Below are 20755 nucleotides of genomic sequence, written 5' to 3'. Positions count from 1 at the left end.
CACAGGGTTGCATGCAGTAACGCAGCACAGGCTGGAGGGTGTGGAATGATACTGTATGGAGCGGTTCTGGCAAGTAGCAGAAGTCGACGGAGCTCTTGCAGACCGCAACCTTGGCGACCAACGGAGGACATGCTTATGCAGATGGCACGGCGGTGCCAGTTGTGCTTAGGAGAAACCGATGATTCAGCAGTTGTTACGCAAAACGTCAGAGACTTCGGTTGGTCCGCGCGCCGACAAGTGCCAAATGGGGAGGGGGGACTTGTTTTCAGTCAAGGTAAAAGAGTTTGCAGCACTGTCCGTTGCTTGGCGGGTGAAAATATGGTTGTCATAATTTTTCGCGTTTTGCTGTCTGCATCTAGCTCATCTGTCTGAAACGATGGTGCCGGAAATGGTATAACGAGCCATCAGTTGGTTAGAACCCTGCTTCTACCGGTAGTGTCGAATTTGAGATTTGACACGTCGATTTCTATCGGCCTGTCGTGACACCTACTGACGCAATGAGTATTCGGTCATAATGTATGCCTCCAGGCTTCAGGTGCATATGGCTACTTATTTGCCGCTATCGGTGGCTGTAAGTGGTGATTTGTCATGCCTGTATCGACAGGTCGTGTTCGGATCGCTCAACGGGAAAATTATCTGTCATCGCGTGAGCACCCTTGATCGCACATGCTCCTCCATCCAACGTCGGGTCAACAAATGTTCAAACGATTCATCGATATCATTGCTTCATTGGCCGCACTCATTCTCCTGTCTCCAGTGATGGCCGTCGTTGCGTGGAATATTCGCAAAAAACTGGGCTCACCGGTTCTGTTCAGGCAGGTTCGTCCCGGGCGCGATGGAAAACCATTCGAAATGGTGAAGTTCAGGACAATGCGCGATGCGGTCGATAGCAAGGGTAATCCCTTGGCCGACTCTGAGCGAATGACCCCGTTTGGCAGCTTTCTTCGTTCCAGCAGCCTGGATGAACTGCCTGAGTTGTGGAATGTCTTTAAAGGAGAGATGAGCCTGGTGGGACCTCGACCGTTGCTCATGGAATATCTGCCGCTCTATAGCTCCGAGCAGATGCGCCGGCATGAAGCCCGTCCAGGTGTGACCGGATGGGCACAGGTCAATGGACGTAACGCGTTGAGTTGGGAAGAAAAATTCAAGTTGGATGTCTGGTATGTCGATAACCAATCCTTGAAGCTCGATTTCAAGATTCTTTTCATGACTGTAAAGAAGGTTGTTTTCAAAGAGGGCATCAGTGCGAGTGGTGAAGCCACCATGTCCAAGTTCACTGGTAATAAACAATGAAAAAACTGGCGGTTCTCGGGGCGAGCGGACATGGGAAGGTCGTAGCTGATACTGCGCAATGCTGCGGCTGGGACCTCGTGGATTTTTACGATGATGCCTGGCCCGATATCGAGCGCAATGGCGCTTGGCGCGTAGTGGGTGATTCGGCGGCGTTGTACACTCGACTCCAGGATTACCAGGGTGTCATTGTCGCAATTGGCAACAATGCGGTGCGACATCAGAAGCTCGTCGATTTGATCGACGCTGCGGCACCGGTTGTGTCATTGATTCATCCTGCGGCAGTTGTCAGCCAATACGCTAGCATTGGCCCAGGGTCTGTTGTTTTTGCTGGCGCAGTGGTCAATGCAGACGCGAAAATCGGCCTCGGCGCAATCCTCAATACCGGTTGCAGTGTCGATCACGATTGTGTGCTGGGCGACTCTGTCCATATCAGTCCTGGCGCTAGATTGGCCGGTGCTGTCAACGTCGGTGAGCGCAGCTGGATTGGAATCGGTGCCTGTGTAAAACAGTTGATCAAGGTTGGGCGTGACGTCATTGTCGGTGCTGGTGCAGCAGTGGTCAGTGATGTGACGGATAGTGTGGTGGTTGCAGGCGTTCCTGCCAGGATACTTCCAGCTGTTTGAGCAGAAATTGGCTACGCTGAAAGTGATGCCGAAACGGATGTAATTGATTGATTTTTTTGATTCTTCATCTTGAAACTAATGGGTGTGGGCTGTGTTGAACTCTCCTTTTTCTCCTTGGCCTTCTTTTTCCGAAGAAGAAGCCAATGCAGTACGTGACGTCATTCTTTCCAATAAAGTCAATTACTGGACCGGGCAGGAGTGCCGTGAGTTCGAGAAGGAGTTCGCTGCCTGGAGCGAAACCAAGTATGCCATCGCTCTGGCGAATGGCACTGTCGCTCTGGATCTCGCGTTTCAGGCATTGGGGATCGGTGCAGGGGATGAAGTCATTGTCACCTCCAGAACCTTCCTTGCCTCGGTATCGAGCATTGTCAATGCAGGTGCAACACCCGTTTTTGCCGATGTAGACGCTGACTCACAAAATATCACCGCGCAGACCATTGCCGCGGTACTGACACCTCGCACCCGGGCGATTGTCTGTGTCCATCTGGCAGGTTGGCCTTGTGACATGGATCCGATCATGGCTCTGGCCGAGAAGCACGACCTCAAGGTGATCGAAGATTGCGCCCAGGCGCATGGCGCGAAGTACAAAGGGCGCGCGCTGGGTTCTATTGGTCATGTCGGAGCGTGGTCGTTCTGCCAGGACAAGATCATGACCACCGGCGGTGAAGGTGGAATGGTCACGACCAACGATCGTGATTTGTGGTCGGATATGTGGTCCTACAAGGACCATGGCAAAAGCTGGGAAGCTGTTTACGAGCGTGAGCACGCTCCCGGTTTTCGTTGGGTGCACGAAAGTTTCGGTACTAACTGGCGGATGCTGGAAGTGCAAGGAGTGCTGGGGCGTATTCAGTTGCGTCGCATGTCTCAATGGCAGGAAGTGCGATTGGCCAATGCAGGAAGAATCTGGGCTGCCGCTGATCAGATGAAAGGACTGCGAGTGCCTGCCATCCCGCAGGATTGCTTGCATGCGGCTTACAAGTGTTATGTGTTCGTCGAGCCCGAGGCATTGAAGGCCGATTGGACTCGGGACCGAATTCTCAATGAGATCGTTGCGCGGGGCGTTCCGTGTTTCTCGGGTTCGTGTTCCGAGGTCTATTTGGAAAAGGCGTTCGACAACACGCCATGGCGACCTGTGGAACGCCTGCCGGTTGCCAAGGCATTGGGTGAGACAAGTTTGATGTTCATGGTGCATCCGACGCTGACGCCGGCAGAAATTGACAAGACGTGCAACGTGTTGCGCGACGTCATGTTGGAAGCGTCAGCTGGTTGAATTTTTGATTACGCTTTCGTCTTGCAAAGCTTATCGAGAATCGAAAGCCTGTATGAAGCGAAAGCGTATTTAGAGCAGAGCCGTTTTAGGATGAAGCTGGCGGCAGGCTTAATTTGAATAGAGGCCGATCTCCAATAGCGAGCCGTTTGATCCTGAAATCCATGATCAACAGGTCGCTATCGGTTCAAGCGCGGCCCAGGTTTACGAGGGAGTTATGGAAAAAGCACGGGCATTCTTGCTAGGGCTGTCGCGCAGGAGAAAACGGCTGATTCAGGTCACCTGCGATGTGCTGCTGGTCTGGCTTGCACTATGGATGGCATTTGTCGTGCGCCTTGGCATCGATGATCTGATCAATCCGTTGGAAGGGCATCGTTGGCTTTTTATCAGTGCTCCGATCGTTGCAATTCCCATGTTTATTCGTTTCGGGATGTATCGCGCGGTCATGCGTTATTTCGGTAACGATGCGCTGATTGCCATCATCAAGGCTGTCAGCTTGTCGTCACTGTTACTCGCAGTCGTGGTTTATTGGTATAGCAATCACGAAACCGTGGTCCCTCGTTCGATCATTTTCAACTATTGGTGGCTGAGCTTGGTGTTGATCGGCGGGCTGCGCTTGGGAATGCGTCAATACTTCCTGGGTGACTGGTTTTCAGCGGCTCAACACGTACCTTTCACGAATCGGGACGACGGTTTGCCCAAAGTGGCCATTTACGGGGCCGGGGCTGCTGGCAATCAGTTGGCGGTAGCTTTGCGGATGGGCCGCGTGATGCGTCCTGTTGCATTCATCGATGATGATCGCAGTATCGCCCACCGGGTTATTTCGGGGCTGCAGGTCTACACCCCGAAACACATACAGCAGATGATTGACGAAACAGGCGCGCAGGAAATCCTGTTGGCAGTGCCTTCTGCTACCCGAGGTCGGCGTCGCGAGATACTCAATTTCCTTGAGGCTTTTCCGCTGCATGTGCGCAGCGTTCCCGGTTTCATGGACTTGGCCAGTGGGCGGGTAAAGGTCGACGATATTCAGGAAGTGGACATTGCCGACTTGCTAGGCCGCGATGCAGTGCCGGCGCAAGGCGATTTGCTCGAACATTGCATCAAGAACCAATCAGTTCTGGTCACTGGCGCGGGCGGATCCATTGGTTCGGAACTTTGTCGCCAGATCCTGTCACTCCATCCGACGACCCTTATTTTGTTCGAACACAGCGAGTTCAATCTCTACAGCATTCTGTCGGAGCTGGAACAGCGAATCGCTCGAGAGTCGTTATCGGTGCGCCTGTTGCCTATTTTGGGCTCCGTGCGCAATCAGGACAAACTTCTGGATGTGATGAAAACCTGGCATGTGGATACGGTGTATCACGCGGCAGCGTACAAGCACGTGCCGATGGTCGAACACAACATCGCGGAAGGCGTGCTCAACAATGTGATTGGCACGCTGAATACTGCGCAAGCGGCCCTTCAGACCGGTGTGTCGAATTTTGTGCTGATTTCCACGGACAAGGCTGTTCGACCTACGAATGTAATGGGTAGTACCAAGCGCTTGGCCGAACTTACATTGCAGGCATTGAGCCGGGAAGTGGCGCCGGTGATGTTTGGTGATAAAACCAACGTGTCCCGAGTCAACAAAACCCGGTTTACCATGGTGCGATTTGGCAATGTGCTCGGATCCTCCGGTTCGGTCATTCCCTTGTTTCACAAACAGATCAAGTCGGGTGGACCGTTGACGGTCACTCACCCGAAAATCACCCGTTATTTCATGACCATTCCAGAAGCTGCGCAGTTGGTGATCCAGGCTGGATCAATGGGGCAGGGCGGCGACGTGTTTGTGCTGGATATGGGGGAACCGGTCAAAATCGTCGAACTCGCGGAGAAAATGATTCATCTTTCCGGGTTGAGCGTTCGATCGGAAAAGAACCAGCATGGCGATATTTCCATTCAGTTCACAGGGCTGCGCCCAGGCGAAAAGCTTTACGAAGAGCTATTGATCGGCGACAACGTGGCGACAACACAACACCCGATGATCATGACCGCCAATGAAGATTATCTGAGTTGGGACGTGCTGAAGGTAAGACTGACCGAGTTGTTGTTGGCTGTAGAACACGATGATTATTCGCAGGTGCGCCAGCTTTTGCGAGACACCGTCAGTGGCTACACCCCGGATGGTGAGATCGTGGACTGGATCTATCAGCAGCGACGCCTCGAACCTTGATTGTTTCACATCCTGTAACGGACACATTTTTGACAGGCTCCTGACATCGCCTAAGTTTCAGAGGCAGCTTCGGAAAAGCTGCTTCCTCAAACGATGTCATGGAGCTTCATTTATGCGTACTGGCTATTTCTATTCCCTGGTTTTTGCCCTGCTCACCAGCGCTTCCATTGCGGCTGTTGCGGCGCCGGCTGTGAAGTCGGAGGCCAGCGGTACTCCGATGGTGATGGAGGTTTCTTCCCAATCACAATCCGCCAAGATCGATCTCAATGCGGCCGATGCATCAACATTGCAGCGCGAGTTGGCCGGTATCGGTGCGGCCAAAGCCAATGCGATTGTTGCATATCGTGAAACTAACGGGCCGTTCTCATCGGTGGACGAATTGCTGGAAGTGAAGGGCATCGGCAAGGCGATCCTGGATCGCAATCGCGAGAAGCTGGAAGTGAACTAAGCTCAATATTCAACGCCAAGGGGCCGGTCATTGACCGGCCTTTTTGCATTCCGGCGAACGCAAACAGTTAACGCCTTCTGTCGGTGTCGTGAAAATTATGGCTATCATATGCAGGTTAGATTATGTCTATAATAAATGAGTTTGCCGTCAAGACGCCTTGAGAACGAGGCGCTTGGCTTTCCCTTCAAGCATCTCTCAGGAGCACAGTCATGAATTCTGTCCAGTCCCAAGGTACGGCCCTCGTCACCGGTGCTTCTTCCGGCATTGGCGCGGTTTATGCGAAACGCCTGGCGGCGCGTGGTTTTGATCTGTTGCTGGTGGCGCGTGATCAGCAGCGACTGGACGAGGCGGCCGGCAAGTTGCGCGCCGAGTACGGCGTTCAGGTTGAAGTGCTCAAGGCCGATCTGACGCAAATGGATGATGTGCTGAAACTTGAGCAACGGTTGCGTAGCGATTCGAGTATCAGCCTGCTGCTGAACAACGCCGGTGTGGCTGCGGATGGTTTGTTGGGCAATGCCGATACCGATCTGCTGGAGCGAATGATTCAGTTGAACGTTACAACGGTCACCCGCCTGGCTTCAGCGGCGGCAGCCAGTTTTTCCAAGGCGGGCCGGGGTACGATCATCAACATTGCCTCCGTGGTGGCGCTGTTTCCCGAGCGTTTCAACGCGACGTACAGTGCCAGCAAGGCCTATGTGCTGAGCCTGACCCAGTCGTTGAACGCCGAGCTTGATGGCACCGGGGTCAAGGTCCAGGCTGTGTTGCCAGGCGTAACACGTACCGAAATCTGGGAACGCTCCGGTATCGATGCTTCGCAGATTCCGGCAGAGATGGTCATGGAAGCCGGTGAGATGGTTGACGCAGCACTGTCGGGGCTGGACCAGGGCGAGTTGGTCACCATTCCGTCGCTGCCGGATGCCGCCGACTGGGATGCCTTCGTTGCGGCACGCCACGTAATGGCGCCGAACCTTTCCAAAAGCAAAGCCGCCGCGCGTTACAAATGAAGCGCGAGATGTCGGCATGAGGTGTTTGCGGTATGACTAATCGTCGAGTGGTTGTTACGGGTATGGGCCTGGTTTCGCCGTTGGGTAGCGGCGTCGAAGTGGTCTGGGAGCGCCTGCTCGCCGGGCGCTCCGGGCTGCGCAATTTGCCCGAGGCTGTGGTGGCCGATTTACCGGCCAAGGTCGGTGGTGCAGTGCCGAGCGCGGCGGATGATGCTGAGGCCGGGTTCGACCCGGATCTGGCGACGCCACCAAAAGAACAGAAGAAGATGGACCGTTTCATCCTGTTTGCGATGGAAGCGGCACGTCAGGCATTGGAGCAGGCGGGATGGAAGGCGCAAAGCGCTGAGGCCCAGGAGCGCACGGCCACCATCATCGGTTCGGGCGTGGGCGGTTTCGGCGCGATTGCCGATGCGGTGCGCACCACGGACAGCCGTGGTCCACGGCGTTTGTCGCCATTCACCATCCCGTCGTTTCTGGTCAACCTGGCGGCGGGACATGTGTCGATTCAGCACGGCTTCAAAGGTCCGCTGGGTGCGCCGGTAACGGCGTGCGCCGCTGGGGTTCAGGCCATTGGCGATGCGGCGCGATTGATTCGCTCCGGCGAGGCCGACATCGCCGTCTGTGGTGGCGCCGAAGCCGCGATCGATCGGGTCAGCCTCGCCGGGTTTGCTGCGGCTCGCGCCTTGTCCAGTGGCTATAACGACACCCCGGAACGCGCTTCACGCCCGTTCGACAGTGGTCGTGACGGCTTTGTCATGGGTGAAGGGGCTGGTCTGTTGGTGATTGAATCCCTGGAACATGCCTTGGCCCGGGGCGCTCAACCTCTGGCGGAGCTGGTCGGTTATGGCACGAGCGCCGATGCTTACCACCTGACGGCAGGTCCCGAGGACGGCAGTGGCGCTCGCCGCGCGATGTCGCTGGCCTTGGCGCAGGCCGGTGTTGCGCCGGAGCAGGTGCAGCATTTGAATGCCCACGCAACCTCGACGCCGGTTGGCGATCTCGGGGAGTTGGCGGCGATCAAGGCGTTGTTTGGTGTGCAAAAGGGTATCGCGGTGACGTCGACCAAATCTGCCACCGGGCATTTGCTCGGCGCGGCCGGCGGGATCGAAGCGATCTTCACCCTGCTGGCGATCCGTGATCAGGTCGTACCGGCAACGCTCAATTTCGATAATCCGGATCCGGCCACCGAAGGCGTGGACATCGTCCATGGTCAGGCCAGGCCGATGGCGATCGAATATGCGTTGTCCAACGGCTTCGGGTTTGGCGGGGTTAATGCCAGCGTGTTGTTCAAACGCTGGCAGGGTTAATCCTGGGAGTTCTTCAGGTGTTCGCGGGTGACGTCGAGTATGCGTTGGGCAAACTCGGCGTCGGCAACGCTGCGCGATAACAGCAACGCGCCGACCAGTGCAGACATGATGACGATGCTGCGGTCGGCGGCGTTCTCGCCTTCCAGGGTGCTCTCGATCTGATCGAGTCGGGCCTTGAGTACCACGTCGCTGGTCGGGCTCGGCTGACCACGGAGCCCCAGCTCAGAAGAAATGGTCAGCAGCGGGCAGCCTTCATGGGGCGAAGTCTGATGCCATTCCGACAGGTAAGTGTCGATGAACGCTGCGAGGGGATTATTCTCGGCGAAGAGTTGCGCACATAACCCATCGACCTGTTCGCCTGCCTCTTGCAGGGCCTTCTCCACCAATTCGTCCTTGGACTTGAAGTGCGAATAAAAGCCACCGTGAGTCAAGCCCAGCGCTTTCATCAAAGGTTGCAGGCCGGTCGCGCCGATACCGTCACGGCGAAAGCGCGCCGAGGCTTCCTTGATGATGCGTTGGTGAGTCTGGGCTTTATGGTCCTGCGAGTAACGCATCTGATATCTCCACATCAATGCGCCCATATTAACCAATGAAAATTGGATGGTGACTGTACTTCTACTTCTAAAAAGCATGCAGATGCGTCGAACGAGTATGAATCGCACAAGCTACTGGCACGAATAGTGATTACTCATCAGCTGAAGATTGTTGAACAATCCTGAGGCAATGAGTATGAACAGCGGACTGTCACTGGCCGATCACATCACATTGGAGTTGCGCGCCGACATCATCGGCGGTCGCTTGCTGCCGGGCATGGCGCTGGTGGAAAACGATCTGGTGTCTGCCTACAACGCCTCGCGCAATACCATCCGCGAGGCACTGCATCGCCTCGGCCAGGAAGGCCTGACCCGGTATGTGCGCAACAAAGGCGTGATGGTGCGGCGTTTGGGTTTTGATGATGTGCGGGACCTGTTCAGGGTTCGCCGCACGCTCGAACTGCAAGCCATCAGCAACAGCCGCCCGCTGCGCGACTACCAATCCGACCGGATGCTCGAAGCGCTGGAGGCCACCGAGTTGGCCCGGGAGCGCGAAGACTGGCGCGCCGTCGGCACCCATAGTCTGGGCTTTCATCAACACGTCGTCGGGTTGCTGCGCAGTCCGTTGTTCGATGAGTTCTTCACCAATGTTGTCGCGCAATTGCGCCTGGTGTTCTGCGCGGCTCCCGATGAATCAAGTTTCCAGGCGCCCTGGCTGATTCGCGACCGACAGATCCATGAGCTGCTGGTCGAGGGTGATAAACGCGCCGCCGAGGATGCGATGAGTCTCTATCTCGACGATTCCGAACATCTCCTTTTGCAAATGATCGTCCCATCTTCCCATCACTGATCGAGGATTCTTGCCATGTACAAAGACTATCCGGCGGCCTATCAAGTCAGCAAAGGCTCGGCCTTGCAGGTGGACAAGGCCTTCTATGAACGGGTGCGCGACGCGAAGGACGGGCGCACGTTGATCGAGTCTTTCGAAGTGCCGATTCGCACCGGCCGCGCCTGGAATGTTCCGGGCGGGCATGTGTTCCGGGTTACAACGCCTGTTGGCCCGCAAGTGGGCGACTTCAATGTCTGGAATGCCCATGATCCTCGCGAACGCCTGTGGGCTTCACGCACCCGGCAGCTGCAGGGCGCGCATGTCAGCACCCATGACCGGTTGTGGTCGAACCTGCCTTTTCTGCGGCCGCTGGTGACCATCACCGATGACAGCCTGGCCGGGTACGGGATCGATGAACATGGTGGCCGGTTGCACGATTTGCTCGGCACGCGTTGCGATCCCTATGTGAACAAAATGCTCACTGGTGAGGATTTCCATCATCACTGCCATTCCAACCTGACTCGCGCCGTATTGCCCCACGGCCTCACCGAATTCGATGTGCATGACGTGCTGAATATTTTCCAGTGCACGGGCTTGAACCACGACGACATGTACTTCATGAAAGCCTGCCCGGCGCAGAAGGGCGATTACCTGGAGTTCTTTGCCGAGATCGATTTGCTGTGCGCACTGTCGACCTGCCCCGGCGGCGACCTGTCGCTGGCCATGTGGGGGCCGGATGCTCAGGACCCGTTGAGCGTATGCCGTCCGCTGGGCGTGGAAATCTATCGTCTGGAGGATTCGTTGCTGGAGGGCTGGAGTCAGCCGGAGCGCGCAGCGTACAAAGGCCTGCATGGTCTTCACATCGCCAAGGCCGATTGGGAAAAATAATCTACACACATATTGGAATTGCAGGCGCAAGGCTTGCCCGCGACAGCGTCCTTGAGATCGCCATCGCGGGCAAGCCTTGATCCTACGAAAAGCGGTTCAGCCGTTTTTAGCGGTCCTGCGCATCCTTGGCATCCGCTTGCGCGTTGCGTTCAGCCACGCGAGCGCGCTGTTCTTCGGTCAGCTCAACTTTGGTGGCGGTGTCGCGCAGCATCATCAACCCGCCAACGATCGAGCCTATTGCAACGATCAGAATCAACCAGGCATACCAGGGCATAGGGCTCTCCTTAAAAGCAGGTCGATTGACGGATTTCGCCAATCAATCCTGCATACCACTATTGAGCGAATTGTTTTCGCAGTGGTTCCATTCTATGCCTGATATGACGGGGCACCGTCATTGATTAAAGCCCGGTCAACATCGCATCCGCCGGGGCATCGGCACGCAGTTGCGCAGTCAGTACGAAGTACACGAAACCCACGGCCATGAAGGCGAGGAAAATCAAGCCGATCAAAGTGTTGAACCAGGCCATGGCCACCAGGCACACCACCGCCAACACCAGGGCAATCATTGGCACCAGTGGGTAGCAGGGCGCGCGGAAGGTACGCTCCAGATTCGGTTCGGTTTTACGCAGCTTGAACAGGCTGAGCATGCTCATGATGTACATCACGATGGCGCCGAACACGGCCATGGTGATCATCGCGGCCGTCAGCGTCATGCCGCCGAGATTGATCAGGCCGTCGCTGTAGATCGCCGCGATGCCGATCACGCCGCCGGCGATGATCGCCCGGTGTGGCGTTTGAAAGCGCGACAATTTGGCCAGTGACGCCGGCAGGTAGCCAGCGCGGGCGAGGGCGAAGAACTGCCGCGAGTAGCCGAGGATGATCCCGTGGAAACTCGCCACCAGCCCGAACAGACCTATCCATACCAACATGTGCAACCAGCCCGAGCTTTCGCCCACCACGGTTTTCATCGCCTGCGGCAGCGGATCGTTGATGTTCGACAAAGTGCGCCAGTCGCCGACGCCACCGGCAAAGAACATCACGCCCATCGCCAGCAACACCAGGGTCAGGATGCCGCTGATGTAGGCCTTGGGAATCGTGCGTTTCGGGTCCTTGGCTTCTTCGGCGGCCATGGCCGCGCCTTCGATGGCGAGGAAGAACCAGATCGCGAACGGGATCGCCGCGAACATCCCGGCAATCGCCGGTGCGCCGAATACATCAGAACCGGCCCAGCCATTGAGGGCGAAGTTGCTGAAGCTGAAGGCGGGCGCGACCACGCCCATGAACACCAGCAACTCAGCGACTGCCAGCACGCAGACCACCAACTCGAAAGTCGCCGCCAGCTTCACGCCAAGGATGTTCAGGCCCATGAATACGATGTAGGCACCGACCGCCGCGTGCTTTGGATCGAGGGCGGGGAACTGCACGTTGAGATAGGCGCCGATGGCCAGGGCAATGGCCGGTGGGGCGAAGACGAATTCGATCAGCGTCGCCAGCCCGGCGATCAATCCACCTTTCTCGCCAAAGGCACGACGGCTGTAGGCAAACGGTCCGCCAGCGTGGGGGATCGCGGTGGTCAGTTCGGTAAAACTGAAGATGAAACAGGTGTACATGGTGGCGACCATGAAGGACGTCACCAGAAAGCCCAACGTCCCGGCCACACCCCAGCCGTAACTCCAGCCGAAATACTCTCCGGAAATCACCAGCCCGACCGCAATGCCCCACAAGTGCAGCGTGCCCAGCGTGGGTTTGAGTTGTGTGTTCATGCGTTTGCTCCCTGAACGGTTTGGAAAGCTCGGGGAGGGCAGTGCAGTGGGCGTGCCAGTGTTATGACAGCGGTCGTAAAGGAGAAAAAGTTGTCGTATCGGGGATGTTCGCCACTAAATGCCGGCTTTTTGTGCGCCAGTCAGGGGCAGGAGTGGCTTGGGTGCCACCTTCGTGGGCAAGTCTCATGGACTCAGGCTTGTTGGGTGAGACATTCGCGCAGGGCAGTTTGCCAATCCGGCTGGCTGACTCCCCATTCACGTTGTAGTCGACTGCAATCCAGGCATGAATTGAGTGGACGGGCGGCAGGCAGCGGGTAATCGCTAGAGGAAATCGGCAGCAGAGTTGCGCAAGTTTTTCCCTGTTGCCGCAACGCCTCGCCAATGGCCTGGGCAAAGCCAAACCAGGAAGTGCTGCCCTGAGCAGTCAAGTGATAAACACCCCAGTTCGCCGGGGCGTGTGACTGCCAGCGCTCAATCAAGGCCAGGGTGCTCTGGGCTACGGTGCCGGCCCACGTGGGCGCACCGATCTGATCGGCAACCACCCGCAGTTCTGCTTTTTCTTGCAGTAACCGCTGCATGGTCAGCAAGAAATTGCGGCCCTCGGTCGAGTAGACCCAACTGGTGCGCAAGATGAGGTGCTTGCCCTGCACCTCGATGATTGCCTGCTCGCCGGCCAGCTTGCTCTTGCCGTAGACCCCTAGCGGGTTTGGCCTGTCGTCCTCGTCGTAAGGAGCGGTTTTCATCCCGTCGAATACATAATCGGTCGAGTAATGAATCAGCGGGATATCGAGCGTCAGCGCCTCTTCAGCAAGGATGCCGGGCGCTACGGCGTTGATGGCGAAGGCTGTTTGCGGTTCGCTTTCTGCGAGGTCGACCGCGGTATAGGCTGCTGCGTTGATGATCAGATCGGGAAGGATGCATTGGACCTGACGACGAATCTGATCGGGTTGTGCCATGTCGAGCTGATCGCGACCCAGCACGATCAGCTCGCCGAGAGAGCCCAACCGGTGTTGCAACTCACGTGAGACCTGGCCCCGACGGCCGATAATGAGAGTTTTCATCTGGGTAGTCCGGCTCCGTCCATTTCAGAAGCCGGATTCATTCAGCTTCATTGTTCCCCGGCCAACTTGGCAAGGTACTGCCCATATCCGGTCTTGCCGAAATAATGGGCGCGCTCAAGCAGCTGTTCGCGATTGATCCACTTATTGAGATAAGCGATTTCTTCAAGGCAGGCAATTTTCAGGCCCTGGCGATGTTCGATGGTCTGCACATATTGTGAAGCTTCGAGCAAGCTGTCGTGGGTGCCGGTGTCGAGCCAGGCGAATCCACGGCCGAAGCGCTCTACATGCAGGTCGCCACGTTGCAGGTAGGCATTGTTGACGTCGGTGATTTCCAGCTCTGCGCGGGGCGAAGGTTTGACCGACTTGGCGATGTCGATCACATCGTTGTCATAGAAATACAGCCCGGTAACGGCGTAGCTGGATTTGGGTTCCTTGGGCTTTTCTTCGATGGAAAGAGCGCGGCCATTGTCGTCGAAATCAATCACGCCGTAGCGCTCGGGGTCGTTTACCCAATACCCGAACACAGTGGCGCCGCGAGAGCGTTTTGCTGCGTCCTGCAATTGCCCGCCAAAATTGGAGCCGTGGAAGATGTTGTCACCGAGGATCAGGCACACTGAATCGCTGCCGATGAATTGTTCGCCAATCAGAAAGGCCTGTGCCAAACCATCCGGCGACGGCTGTTCGGCGTAGCTGAAACTCACCCCGAACTGGCTGCCGTCACCCAGCAGGTTGCGGTATTGACGCAGATCCTGAGGCGTCGATATCACCAGGATTTCTTTGATACCGGCCAGCATCAGGACTGAAATCGGATAGTAGATCATCGGTTTGTCGTAAACCGGCAACAGTTGTTTGGACACGCCGAGCGTAATCGGATGCAGGCGCGTGCCCGAGCCGCCCGCCAAAACGATGCCTTTCATCAAGCGAGTAACTCCTTTGGATCGATGGCACCCAGGCGTTCACCTTGATAGCTGCCATCCTGTACACGTCGGCACCATTCCAGGTTTTTCAGGTACCACTGAATGGTTTTACGCAGGCCGGTTTCGAATGACTCTGCGGGCACCCAGCCCAGTTCACGTTCGATTTTGCTGGCATCGATTGCGTAGCGCAAATCATGGCCAGGGCGGTCCTCAACGAAAGTGATCAGGTCGACGTAGCGCGCGACACCCTCAGGTTTTTGTGGGGCCAACTCCTCCAGCAGTGTGCAAATGGCCCGCACCACATCGATATTCTTTTGTTCGTTATGCCCGCCGATGTTGTAGGTCTCTGCGACTTTGCCTGCGTTCAGCACTTTGAGCAGCGCTCGGGCGTGATCTTCGACAAACAGCCAATCGCGGATCTGAAGGCCATTGCCATAGACCGGCAACGGCTTGCCCGCCAGCGCATTGAGTATCACAAGCGGAATCAGTTTTTCAGGAAATTGGCAGGGGCCGTAGTTGTTCGAACAATTGCTCAACACGACCGGCAGGCCATAAGTGCGATGCCAGGCGCGGACCACATGATCGGACGCGGCTTTGCTGGCGGAGTACGGCGAGCTGGGAGCATAGGGCGTTGTTTCGGTAAACAGCGCATCGACACCCTGCAGGTCGCCATAAACCTCGTCGGTGGAAATGTGATGAAAGCGAAAAGCCCTTCTTTGCGGCTCGTCTAGGGTCTGCCAGTAGGCGCGGGTGGCTTCCAGCAAGCTATAGGTGCCAACGATGTTGGTCTGGATGAAAGCAGCGGGGCCGTCGATGGATCGATCGACGTGGGATTCGGCAGCCAGATGCATGATGGCGTGCGGCTCGAAACGGTTCAGCACAGCACTGACCGCCGCCTGATCAACGATGTCGGCTTGAACGAATTCATAGCGAGTGTCATTGGCAATGCTGGTCAGCGATTCGAGATTGCCGGCGTAGGTCAGCTTGTCCAGATTGAGCACTTCGTGACTGGAGTGTCGAATCAACTCTCGAATCAGGGCTGAGCCGATGAAACCGGCACCGCCGGTGATGAGAATTCGCATGTTGACCAGCCTTTGCAGTAAGTCGTTGACACCAAATGCGCACAGCTTGCGGGCATGAGCGCAGCATTGCACTGGAAGTGTTGGTCCGATCTGGCGGATTGTCGAGCAATAAGAGGATCGTGCACCTGCGGATCAGGTGCATACGGCCATGGCTCAGGAAAAAACTTCAGCATCCTTGAAGAACACCGCTGCCTGGTCTTTTGCAGACAGTTGCGGTGCTTCGTCCAGTTGCCAGTCGATGGCCAGGTCCGGATCATCCCAGCGGATGCTGCGTTCAGCAGCCGAGTTGTAATAGTCGGTGGTCTTGTAGAGCGATTCGGCGAACTCACTCAGCACCACGAAACCATGGGCGAAACCTTCAGGAATCCAGAGCTGGCGATGATTCTCGGCGGACAGTCGCACAGCGACCCATTGGCCGAAATGCGCTGAGCTGCGGCGAATGTCCACGGCAACGTCGAGTACTTCGCCGGCAGTGACACGAACCAGTTTGCCCTGGGTGTTCTGCAGTTGGTAATGCAGACCGCGCAACACCCCTTTGCTTGAGCGCGAATGATTGTCCTGAACGAAATCAGCGTCCAGCCCCGTGGCTTCCTTGAAAGCCCTCGCGTTGAAACTCTCGTAAAAAAAGCCTCGTTCATCACCAAACACCTTCGGCTCGATGATCAGAACACCGGGCAAATCGGTGGTGATTACATTCATGGTGTTTTTCCGGCAATGGGCAGCGACAGCCGACATTCTTGCGCAAAGTCGCAGTGGGAGCGAGCCCGCTCGCCACAAAGGTCGACAAAATGCTGCTGTAACGCCCGCATAAACCCACTCTTTACGCTTTCTTTATGCCGCGCGCGCACCCTCGGTCTCGTTCCTTTACAGGCTCCTTTCCGACAATGGCTGCACACGCGGCAATACGCCGTAACACGGAGAACTTCCATGAGCGTTCTGGACGGGGTGTCACTGCTGTTGGCAGTGGGGCTGTTCATTTATCTGTTGGTTGCGCTGTTGCGCGCGGACCGGAACTAGGAGCGGCTATGCACAGTTATGACTATTGGCTGATCCTCGCGTTTTTCGCGGTGGTATTGGTCCCGGCGCCGTTTCTCGGGCGCTTCTACTACAAGGTAATGGAAGGGCAGCGCACCTGGCTGACGCCGATCCTCGGCCCGGTCGAGCGTGGCTGTTATCGTGTGGCCGGCGTCGATCCGCAGGCCGAACAGAGCTGGCAGAAATACACGCTGGCCTTGCTCGCGTTCAACCTCGCGGGCTTCCTGCTGTTGTTCGCGATCCTGTTGTTCCAGGATCACTTGCCGCTCAACCCGCAGAATCTCCCGGGCCAGGAGTGGACGCAAGCGTTCAACACTGCCGTCAGCTTCATGACCAACACCAACTGGCAGTCCTACAGCGGTGAAGCATCGCTGAGCTACCTGAGCCAGATGGTCGGCCTCACCGTGCAGAACTTCGTCAGCGCCGCCACCGGCCTGGCGGTTTTGGTCGCGCTGTGCCGTGGCATCGGCCGCAAATCCACCGCGTCGCTCGGCAACTTCTGGGTCGACATGACCCGCGCCACCCTCTACGGCCTGCTGCCGCTGTGCCTGCTGCTGGCGCTGTACCTGGTGTGGCAAGGCGTGCCGCAAACCTTCGCGCAATACGTCAATGCGGTGACCATGCAGGGCGTTGATCAAGTGATCCCGCTCGGCCCGGCGGCCAGCCAGATTGCGATCAAGCAACTGGGCACCAACGGCGGCGGCTTCTTCGGTGTCAACTCGGCGCATCCGTTCGAGAACCCGACGGCATGGAGCAACCTGTTCGAGATGTCCTCGATCATTCTGATTCCCGTTGCGCTGGTGTTCACCTTCGGCCACTACGTGAAAGACCTGCGTCAGAGCCGGGCGATCATCGCCTGCATGCTGGCGCTGTTCCTGATCGGTGGCGCGACTTCGCTGTGGGCTGAATACCAACCGAACCCGGCGCTGAACAACGTCGCCGTCGAACAGACCGCGCCGCTGGAAGGCAAGGAAGCGCGTTTCGGCACCACCGCCACCGTGCTGTGGTCGGTGACCACCACCGCAGCGTCCAACGGTTCGGTCAACGGCATGCACGACAGCCTTAACCCGCTGAGCGGCATGGTCGCGATGGTCAACATGATGGTAGGCGAAGTGATCTTCGGCGGCGTCGGCGCCGGGCTCTACGGCATGTTGCTCAACGTACTGATCGCGGTGTTCCTCGCCGGCCTGATGATCGGCCGCACCCCGGAATACCTCGGCAAGAAACTGCAAGCCAAGGAAGTGCAATTGCTGGTGGTGACCTTGATGGTCATGCCGATCGGTGTGCTGGTGCTCGGCGCCATTGCCGCCAGCCTGCCCGGTCCGGTGGCCTCGGTGAGCAACCCCGGCCCTCACGGTTTCAGTCAGTTGCTCTACGCCTACACCTCGGCCAGTGCGAACAACGGTTCCGCGTTCGGTGGCTTCGGCGCCAACACCCCGTTCCACAACCTGATGCTGGGTCTGGGCATGTTGATCGGTCGCTTCGGCTACATCCTCCCGGTTCTGGCGTTGGCCGGCAGCCTGGCGATGAAGAAAACCGCGCCGATCGGGCAGAACAGCTTCCCGACCCACGGCCCGCTGTTCGTGACCTTGCTGACCGTGACCATTTTGCTGGTGGGCGGCCTGACCTTCCTGCCGACGCTGGCACTGGGTCCTATCGCTGAACACTTGAGCATGGGCTTCTGAGGACTATTTGATGAATATGCCCGTAACTAAACCGGTCGCCGTGAAGGCGCCGGAACAACCGAAAACCGCGATCTCGGCCCTGTGGCGCCCGGCGCTGGTGCAAGCCTTCGTCAAGCTCGATCCACGGCAATTGCAACGTGCGCCGGTGATGCTGGTGGTCGAACTGACTGCCATCCTGACCACCGTGCTGTGCTTCATTCCCGACACGGCGGTGCCGACCTTCGTCGCCGCGCAAATCGCCGTGTGGCTGTGGTTCACCGTGCTGTTCGCCAACTTCGCCGAGGCCCTGGCCGAAGGTCGCGGCAAGGCCCGCGCCGACAGCCTCAAGGCTGGCAGCGAAGGTTTGAGCGCCCGTCGCAAAACCAGCAACAGCACCTTCCAGGTGGTGCCGGCCACCAGCCTGCGCAAAGGTGATGTGGTGCGCGTCGAAGCGGGGGAGATGATCCCCGGTGACGGCGAAGTGATCGAAGGTATCGCAGCGGTCAACGAAGCAGCGATTACCGGTGAATCGGCGCCGGTGATCCGCGAATCCGGCGGCGACCGTTCGGCCGTCACCGGCAACACGCGGCTGGTGTCCGACTGGCTGCTGGTGAAGATCACCGCCAACCCTGGCGAGTCGACACTGGACCGCATGATCGCTCTGGTTGAAGGCGCCAAGCGCCAGAAAACCCCGAACGAAGTGGCGCTCGACATCCTGCTGATCGGCCTGACCCTGATCTTCCTGATGGTGGTGGTGACGCTGCAACCGTTCGCCCACTTCGCCAACGGCAACCTGCCGCTGGTGTTCCTGGTGGCGTTGTTGGTCACGCTGATTCCGACCACCATCGGCGGCCTGTTGTCAGCGATTGGTATCGCCGGGATGGATCGCCTGGTGCGCCTGAACGTGATCGCCAAATCCGGCCGCGCCGTGGAAGCGGCGGGGGACGTGCACGTCCTGTTGCTGGACAAGACCGGCACCATCACCTTCGGTAACCGTCGTTGCACCGCGGTCTATGCCGCGCCGGGCGTCACTGCCCGGGAACTGGCCGAGGGTGCGTTGTTTGCTTCGCTGGCTGATGACACGGCAGAAGGCAAGTCCATCGTCGAGTACCTGCGTGGAACCCAGCCACAACCCGAACCGTCCACCGAGTTGCTGACCGCCGTACCGTTCAGCGCAGAGACACGTTTGTCCGGTGTCGACTATCAGGGGCGCGTGTATCGCAAAGGCGCGGTGGATTCGTTGTTGGCCTTTGTGGGCCTCACTCGCGCCGATCTCGCCGCACCGTTGTCCCGTGAAATCGACAAGATCGCCCAGAGCGGCGGCACCCCGTTGCTGGTCTGCGTCGACAGCAAATTGCTCGGCGCGATCCACCTCAAGGACGTGGTCAAGCCCGGCATCCGCGAGCGTTTCGCCGAGCTGCGCAAACTGGGGATCCGCACGGTCATGGTCACCGGCGACAACCCGCTGACCGCTGCGGCGATTGCTGCTGAAGCGGGCGTGGACGACGTGCTGGCCGAAGCTACGCCGGAGAAAAAACTGGCGCGCATCCGTCACGAGCAAAACGACGGACGTCTGGTGGCGATGTGCGGCGACGGCGCCAACGATGCCCCGGCCCTGGCCCAGGCAGACGTCGGCATGGCAATGAACGACGGTACGCAAGCGGCGCGTGAAGCGGCCAACATGGTCGACCTCGACAGCGACCCGACCAAGCTGCTGGACGTAGTGCAGATCGGCAAGGAATTGCTGGTGACTCGCGGCGCGCTGACGACGTTTTCCATCGCCAACGACGTGGCCAAATACTTCGCGATCCTGCCGGCGCTGTTCGCCTCGATCTATCCGCAACTGGGCGTGCTCAACGTCATGCACCTGAGCAGTCCGCAGAGCGCGATTCTCTCGGCCATCGTGTTCAACGCCCTGATCATCGTGGTGCTGATTCCGTTGGCATTGCGCGGCGTTCGGGTGCAAGCGGCGAGCGCGGCGGCGTTGCTGCGACGCAATTTACTGATCTACGGACTGGGCGGGATTCTGGTGCCGTTCGTGGGCATCAAGGCGATCGACATGCTGTTGACGGCGTTGCATCTGGTTTAAGCACCCAACACACACCCTGTAGGAGCGAGCTTGCTCGCGATGGAAGTTAACGATAACGCGTTCTGTCTGTATGAGCGCAGCGCCCTCTGGCTTTTCGCGAGCAAGCTCGCTCCTACAATTCGAGGATTTTGAAATGTCCACAATGATACGTCCGGCCCTGAGTTTGCTGGTCCTGATGACCCTGATCACCGGCGTCGCTTATCCCCTGGTGGTCACCGGCGTGGCCCAGGTTGCGTTCCCGGATCAGGCCAATGGCAGTCTGGTGCGCGACACTGACGGCAAGGTCCGCGGTTCCTCGCTGATCGCCCAGGATTTCGTCGGCGACGCCTGGTTCCACCCTCGGCCATCGGCCGGTGCCTTTGCCACCGTGGCGAGCGGCGCGAGCAACCTGTCGCCGAGCAACCCGGCGCTGGCCACTCGGGTGATCGACGATGCCAACAAATTGCTGGTGCCAGGTCAGGGCCCCGTGCCGCTGGCCATGCTCACCACCTCCGGCAGCGGCCTCGATCCACACTTGCCACCGGCCGCAATTGCCTATCAACTGGCGCGTGTTGCGACGGCGCGTAACGTGCCGGTGGCGACCCTGCAAAACCTGCTGGACGCCCATATCGAGCAGCCGCTGGTGGGGCCACCGGTGGTGAATGTGCTTGAGTTGAATCGGGCGCTGGAAAACCTTTAGTAGACGATCGTTCCCACGCTCTGCGTGGGAATGCATCAACGGACGCTCCGCGTCCGCTCTG

At 57.9% G+C, this 20755-nt stretch carries 20 protein-coding genes; 13 read left to right on the top strand and 7 right to left on the bottom strand.

Features of this window, described 5'->3' with window-relative positions; all coding sequences use genetic code 11:
* Nucleotides 1-696: 696 nt before the first annotated feature.
* From ACW9JC_RS10505 to fabF, 7 genes are all read left to right on the top strand, one after another.
* On the top strand, nucleotides 697-1293 hold the full coding sequence (locus ACW9JC_RS10505; RefSeq protein WP_338585394.1) for a sugar transferase: 597 nt from the start codon (nucleotides 697-699) through the stop codon (nucleotides 1291-1293).
* The gene (locus ACW9JC_RS10500; protein ID WP_457454952.1) at nucleotides 1290-1916 is read left to right on the top strand and encodes an acetyltransferase; all 627 of its coding nucleotides are present in this window, start codon (nucleotides 1290-1292) and stop codon (nucleotides 1914-1916) included. The genes ACW9JC_RS10505 and ACW9JC_RS10500 overlap by 4 nt, the downstream gene beginning before the upstream one ends.
* Nucleotides 1917-2007: 91 nt before the next feature.
* Nucleotides 2008-3186, top strand: coding sequence for a DegT/DnrJ/EryC1/StrS family aminotransferase (locus tag ACW9JC_RS10495; protein WP_457454951.1), 1179 nt, complete (start codon nucleotides 2008-2010; stop codon nucleotides 3184-3186).
* A 214-nt stretch (nucleotides 3187-3400) separates the two neighbouring features.
* Nucleotides 3401-5395, top strand: coding sequence for a polysaccharide biosynthesis protein (locus ACW9JC_RS10490; RefSeq protein WP_338585397.1), 1995 nt, complete (start codon nucleotides 3401-3403; stop codon nucleotides 5393-5395).
* A 112-nt stretch (nucleotides 5396-5507) separates the two neighbouring features.
* On the top strand, nucleotides 5508-5843 hold the full coding sequence (locus tag ACW9JC_RS10485) for a ComEA family DNA-binding protein (RefSeq protein WP_457454950.1): 336 nt from the start codon (nucleotides 5508-5510) through the stop codon (nucleotides 5841-5843).
* A gap of 209 nt (nucleotides 5844-6052) precedes the next feature.
* On the top strand, nucleotides 6053-6847 hold the full coding sequence (locus ACW9JC_RS10480) for an SDR family NAD(P)-dependent oxidoreductase (RefSeq protein WP_457454949.1): 795 nt from the start codon (nucleotides 6053-6055) through the stop codon (nucleotides 6845-6847).
* 32 nt (nucleotides 6848-6879) lie between these two features.
* Nucleotides 6880-8154, top strand: coding sequence for a beta-ketoacyl-ACP synthase II (gene fabF, locus ACW9JC_RS10475; protein WP_457454948.1), 1275 nt, complete (start codon nucleotides 6880-6882; stop codon nucleotides 8152-8154).
* Here fabF and ACW9JC_RS10470 read toward each other — a convergent pair.
* Nucleotides 8151-8708, bottom strand: coding sequence for a TetR/AcrR family transcriptional regulator (locus ACW9JC_RS10470; protein ID WP_448106829.1), 558 nt, complete (start codon nucleotides 8706-8708; stop codon nucleotides 8151-8153). The genes fabF and ACW9JC_RS10470 overlap by 4 nt on opposite strands.
* Before the next feature lie 175 nt (nucleotides 8709-8883).
* Here ACW9JC_RS10470 and ACW9JC_RS10465 point away from each other — a divergent pair, with 175 nt between their 5' ends.
* Both ACW9JC_RS10465 and ACW9JC_RS10460 read left to right on the top strand, forming a co-directional pair.
* Nucleotides 8884-9537, top strand: a complete 654-nt coding sequence (locus ACW9JC_RS10465; RefSeq protein ID WP_448106830.1) for a GntR family transcriptional regulator — start codon at nucleotides 8884-8886, stop codon at nucleotides 9535-9537.
* A gap of 15 nt (nucleotides 9538-9552) precedes the next feature.
* Nucleotides 9553-10404: an urea carboxylase-associated family protein gene (locus ACW9JC_RS10460; protein ID WP_457454947.1), complete on the top strand. Its 852-nt coding sequence runs from the start codon at nucleotides 9553-9555 to the stop codon at nucleotides 10402-10404.
* A gap of 106 nt (nucleotides 10405-10510) precedes the next feature.
* On the opposite strand, the gene ACW9JC_RS10455 is transcribed toward ACW9JC_RS10460, so the two are convergent.
* The 6 genes from ACW9JC_RS10455 to rfbC all read right to left on the bottom strand — a co-directional run bounded on the left by ACW9JC_RS10455 (nucleotide 10511) and on the right by rfbC (nucleotide 15926).
* On the bottom strand, nucleotides 10511-10678 hold the full coding sequence (locus ACW9JC_RS10455) for a DUF2897 family protein (RefSeq protein WP_338585414.1): 168 nt from the start codon (nucleotides 10676-10678) through the stop codon (nucleotides 10511-10513).
* A gap of 124 nt (nucleotides 10679-10802) precedes the next feature.
* Nucleotides 10803-12167: an ethanolamine permease gene (eat, locus tag ACW9JC_RS10450; RefSeq protein WP_416128548.1), complete on the bottom strand. Its 1365-nt coding sequence runs from the start codon at nucleotides 12165-12167 to the stop codon at nucleotides 10803-10805.
* Between the two features lie 191 nt (nucleotides 12168-12358).
* The gene (gene rfbD, locus ACW9JC_RS10445; protein WP_457454946.1) at nucleotides 12359-13228 is read right to left on the bottom strand and encodes a dTDP-4-dehydrorhamnose reductase; all 870 of its coding nucleotides are present in this window, start codon (nucleotides 13226-13228) and stop codon (nucleotides 12359-12361) included.
* A 47-nt stretch (nucleotides 13229-13275) separates the two neighbouring features.
* A complete protein-coding gene (rfbA, locus tag ACW9JC_RS10440; RefSeq protein ID WP_457454945.1) occupies nucleotides 13276-14148 on the bottom strand; it encodes a glucose-1-phosphate thymidylyltransferase RfbA in 873 nt (290 codons plus the stop codon).
* The gene (gene rfbB, locus ACW9JC_RS10435) at nucleotides 14145-15227 is read right to left on the bottom strand and encodes a dTDP-glucose 4,6-dehydratase (protein WP_457454944.1); all 1083 of its coding nucleotides are present in this window, start codon (nucleotides 15225-15227) and stop codon (nucleotides 14145-14147) included. Before rfbB ends, rfbA begins: the two co-directional genes overlap by 4 nt.
* A 153-nt stretch (nucleotides 15228-15380) precedes the next feature.
* The gene (gene rfbC, locus ACW9JC_RS10430; RefSeq protein ID WP_457454943.1) at nucleotides 15381-15926 is read right to left on the bottom strand and encodes a dTDP-4-dehydrorhamnose 3,5-epimerase; all 546 of its coding nucleotides are present in this window, start codon (nucleotides 15924-15926) and stop codon (nucleotides 15381-15383) included.
* Between the two features lie 228 nt (nucleotides 15927-16154).
* On the opposite strand from rfbC, the gene kdpF reads away from it, so the two are divergent.
* From kdpF to kdpC, 4 genes are all read left to right on the top strand, one after another.
* Nucleotides 16155-16244: a K(+)-transporting ATPase subunit F gene (gene kdpF / locus ACW9JC_RS10425; RefSeq protein ID WP_007899818.1), complete on the top strand. Its 90-nt coding sequence runs from the start codon at nucleotides 16155-16157 to the stop codon at nucleotides 16242-16244.
* 8 nt (nucleotides 16245-16252) lie between these two features.
* The gene (gene kdpA, locus ACW9JC_RS10420) at nucleotides 16253-17947 is read left to right on the top strand and encodes a potassium-transporting ATPase subunit KdpA (protein ID WP_457454942.1); all 1695 of its coding nucleotides are present in this window, start codon (nucleotides 16253-16255) and stop codon (nucleotides 17945-17947) included.
* A 10-nt stretch (nucleotides 17948-17957) separates the two neighbouring features.
* Nucleotides 17958-20015, top strand: coding sequence for a potassium-transporting ATPase subunit KdpB (kdpB, locus tag ACW9JC_RS10415; protein ID WP_457454941.1), 2058 nt, complete (start codon nucleotides 17958-17960; stop codon nucleotides 20013-20015).
* Nucleotides 20016-20148: 133 nt separating this feature from the next.
* Nucleotides 20149-20694, top strand: coding sequence for a potassium-transporting ATPase subunit KdpC (gene kdpC, locus ACW9JC_RS10410; RefSeq protein ID WP_338585422.1), 546 nt, complete (start codon nucleotides 20149-20151; stop codon nucleotides 20692-20694).
* Nucleotides 20695-20755: the final 61 nt, after the last annotated feature.

The organism is Pseudomonas sp. SDO5591_S426, assembly GCF_054070755.1.
Note: the sequence above shows the minus strand (reverse complement) of the source record. Positions and strands in the feature narration are given on the sequence as shown.

Excerpts from the sequence above, each read along its gene's own strand:
- ACW9JC_RS10505 (WP_338585394.1), top strand. The coding sequence starts at position 697 with ATGTTCAAACGATTCATCGATATCATTGCTTCATTGGCCGCACTCATT.
- ACW9JC_RS10500 (WP_457454952.1), top strand. The coding sequence starts at position 1,290 with ATGAAAAAACTGGCGGTTCTCGGGGCGAGCGGACATGGGAAGGTCGTA.
- ACW9JC_RS10490 (WP_338585397.1), top strand. The coding sequence starts at position 3,401 with ATGGAAAAAGCACGGGCATTCTTGCTAGGGCTGTCGCGCAGGAGAAAA.
- ACW9JC_RS10485 (WP_457454950.1), top strand. The coding sequence starts at position 5,508 with ATGCGTACTGGCTATTTCTATTCCCTGGTTTTTGCCCTGCTCACCAGC.
- ACW9JC_RS10480 (WP_457454949.1), top strand. The coding sequence starts at position 6,053 with ATGAATTCTGTCCAGTCCCAAGGTACGGCCCTCGTCACCGGTGCTTCT.
- fabF (WP_457454948.1), top strand. The coding sequence starts at position 6,880 with ATGACTAATCGTCGAGTGGTTGTTACGGGTATGGGCCTGGTTTCGCCG.
- ACW9JC_RS10470 (WP_448106829.1), bottom strand. The coding sequence starts at position 8,708 with ATGCGTTACTCGCAGGACCATAAAGCCCAGACTCACCAACGCATCATC.
- ACW9JC_RS10465 (WP_448106830.1), top strand. The coding sequence starts at position 8,884 with ATGAACAGCGGACTGTCACTGGCCGATCACATCACATTGGAGTTGCGC.
- ACW9JC_RS10460 (WP_457454947.1), top strand. The coding sequence starts at position 9,553 with ATGTACAAAGACTATCCGGCGGCCTATCAAGTCAGCAAAGGCTCGGCC.
- ACW9JC_RS10455 (WP_338585414.1), bottom strand. The coding sequence starts at position 10,678 with ATGCCCTGGTATGCCTGGTTGATTCTGATCGTTGCAATAGGCTCGATC.
- eat (WP_416128548.1), bottom strand. The coding sequence starts at position 12,167 with ATGAACACACAACTCAAACCCACGCTGGGCACGCTGCACTTGTGGGGC.
- rfbD (WP_457454946.1), bottom strand. The coding sequence starts at position 13,228 with ATGAAAACTCTCATTATCGGCCGTCGGGGCCAGGTCTCACGTGAGTTG.
- rfbB (WP_457454944.1), bottom strand. The coding sequence starts at position 15,227 with ATGCGAATTCTCATCACCGGCGGTGCCGGTTTCATCGGCTCAGCCCTG.
- rfbC (WP_457454943.1), bottom strand. The coding sequence starts at position 15,926 with ATGAATGTAATCACCACCGATTTGCCCGGTGTTCTGATCATCGAGCCG.
- kdpF (WP_007899818.1), top strand. The coding sequence starts at position 16,155 with ATGAGCGTTCTGGACGGGGTGTCACTGCTGTTGGCAGTGGGGCTGTTC.
- kdpA (WP_457454942.1), top strand. The coding sequence starts at position 16,253 with ATGCACAGTTATGACTATTGGCTGATCCTCGCGTTTTTCGCGGTGGTA.
- kdpB (WP_457454941.1), top strand. The coding sequence starts at position 17,958 with ATGAATATGCCCGTAACTAAACCGGTCGCCGTGAAGGCGCCGGAACAA.
- kdpC (WP_338585422.1), top strand. The coding sequence starts at position 20,149 with ATGTCCACAATGATACGTCCGGCCCTGAGTTTGCTGGTCCTGATGACC.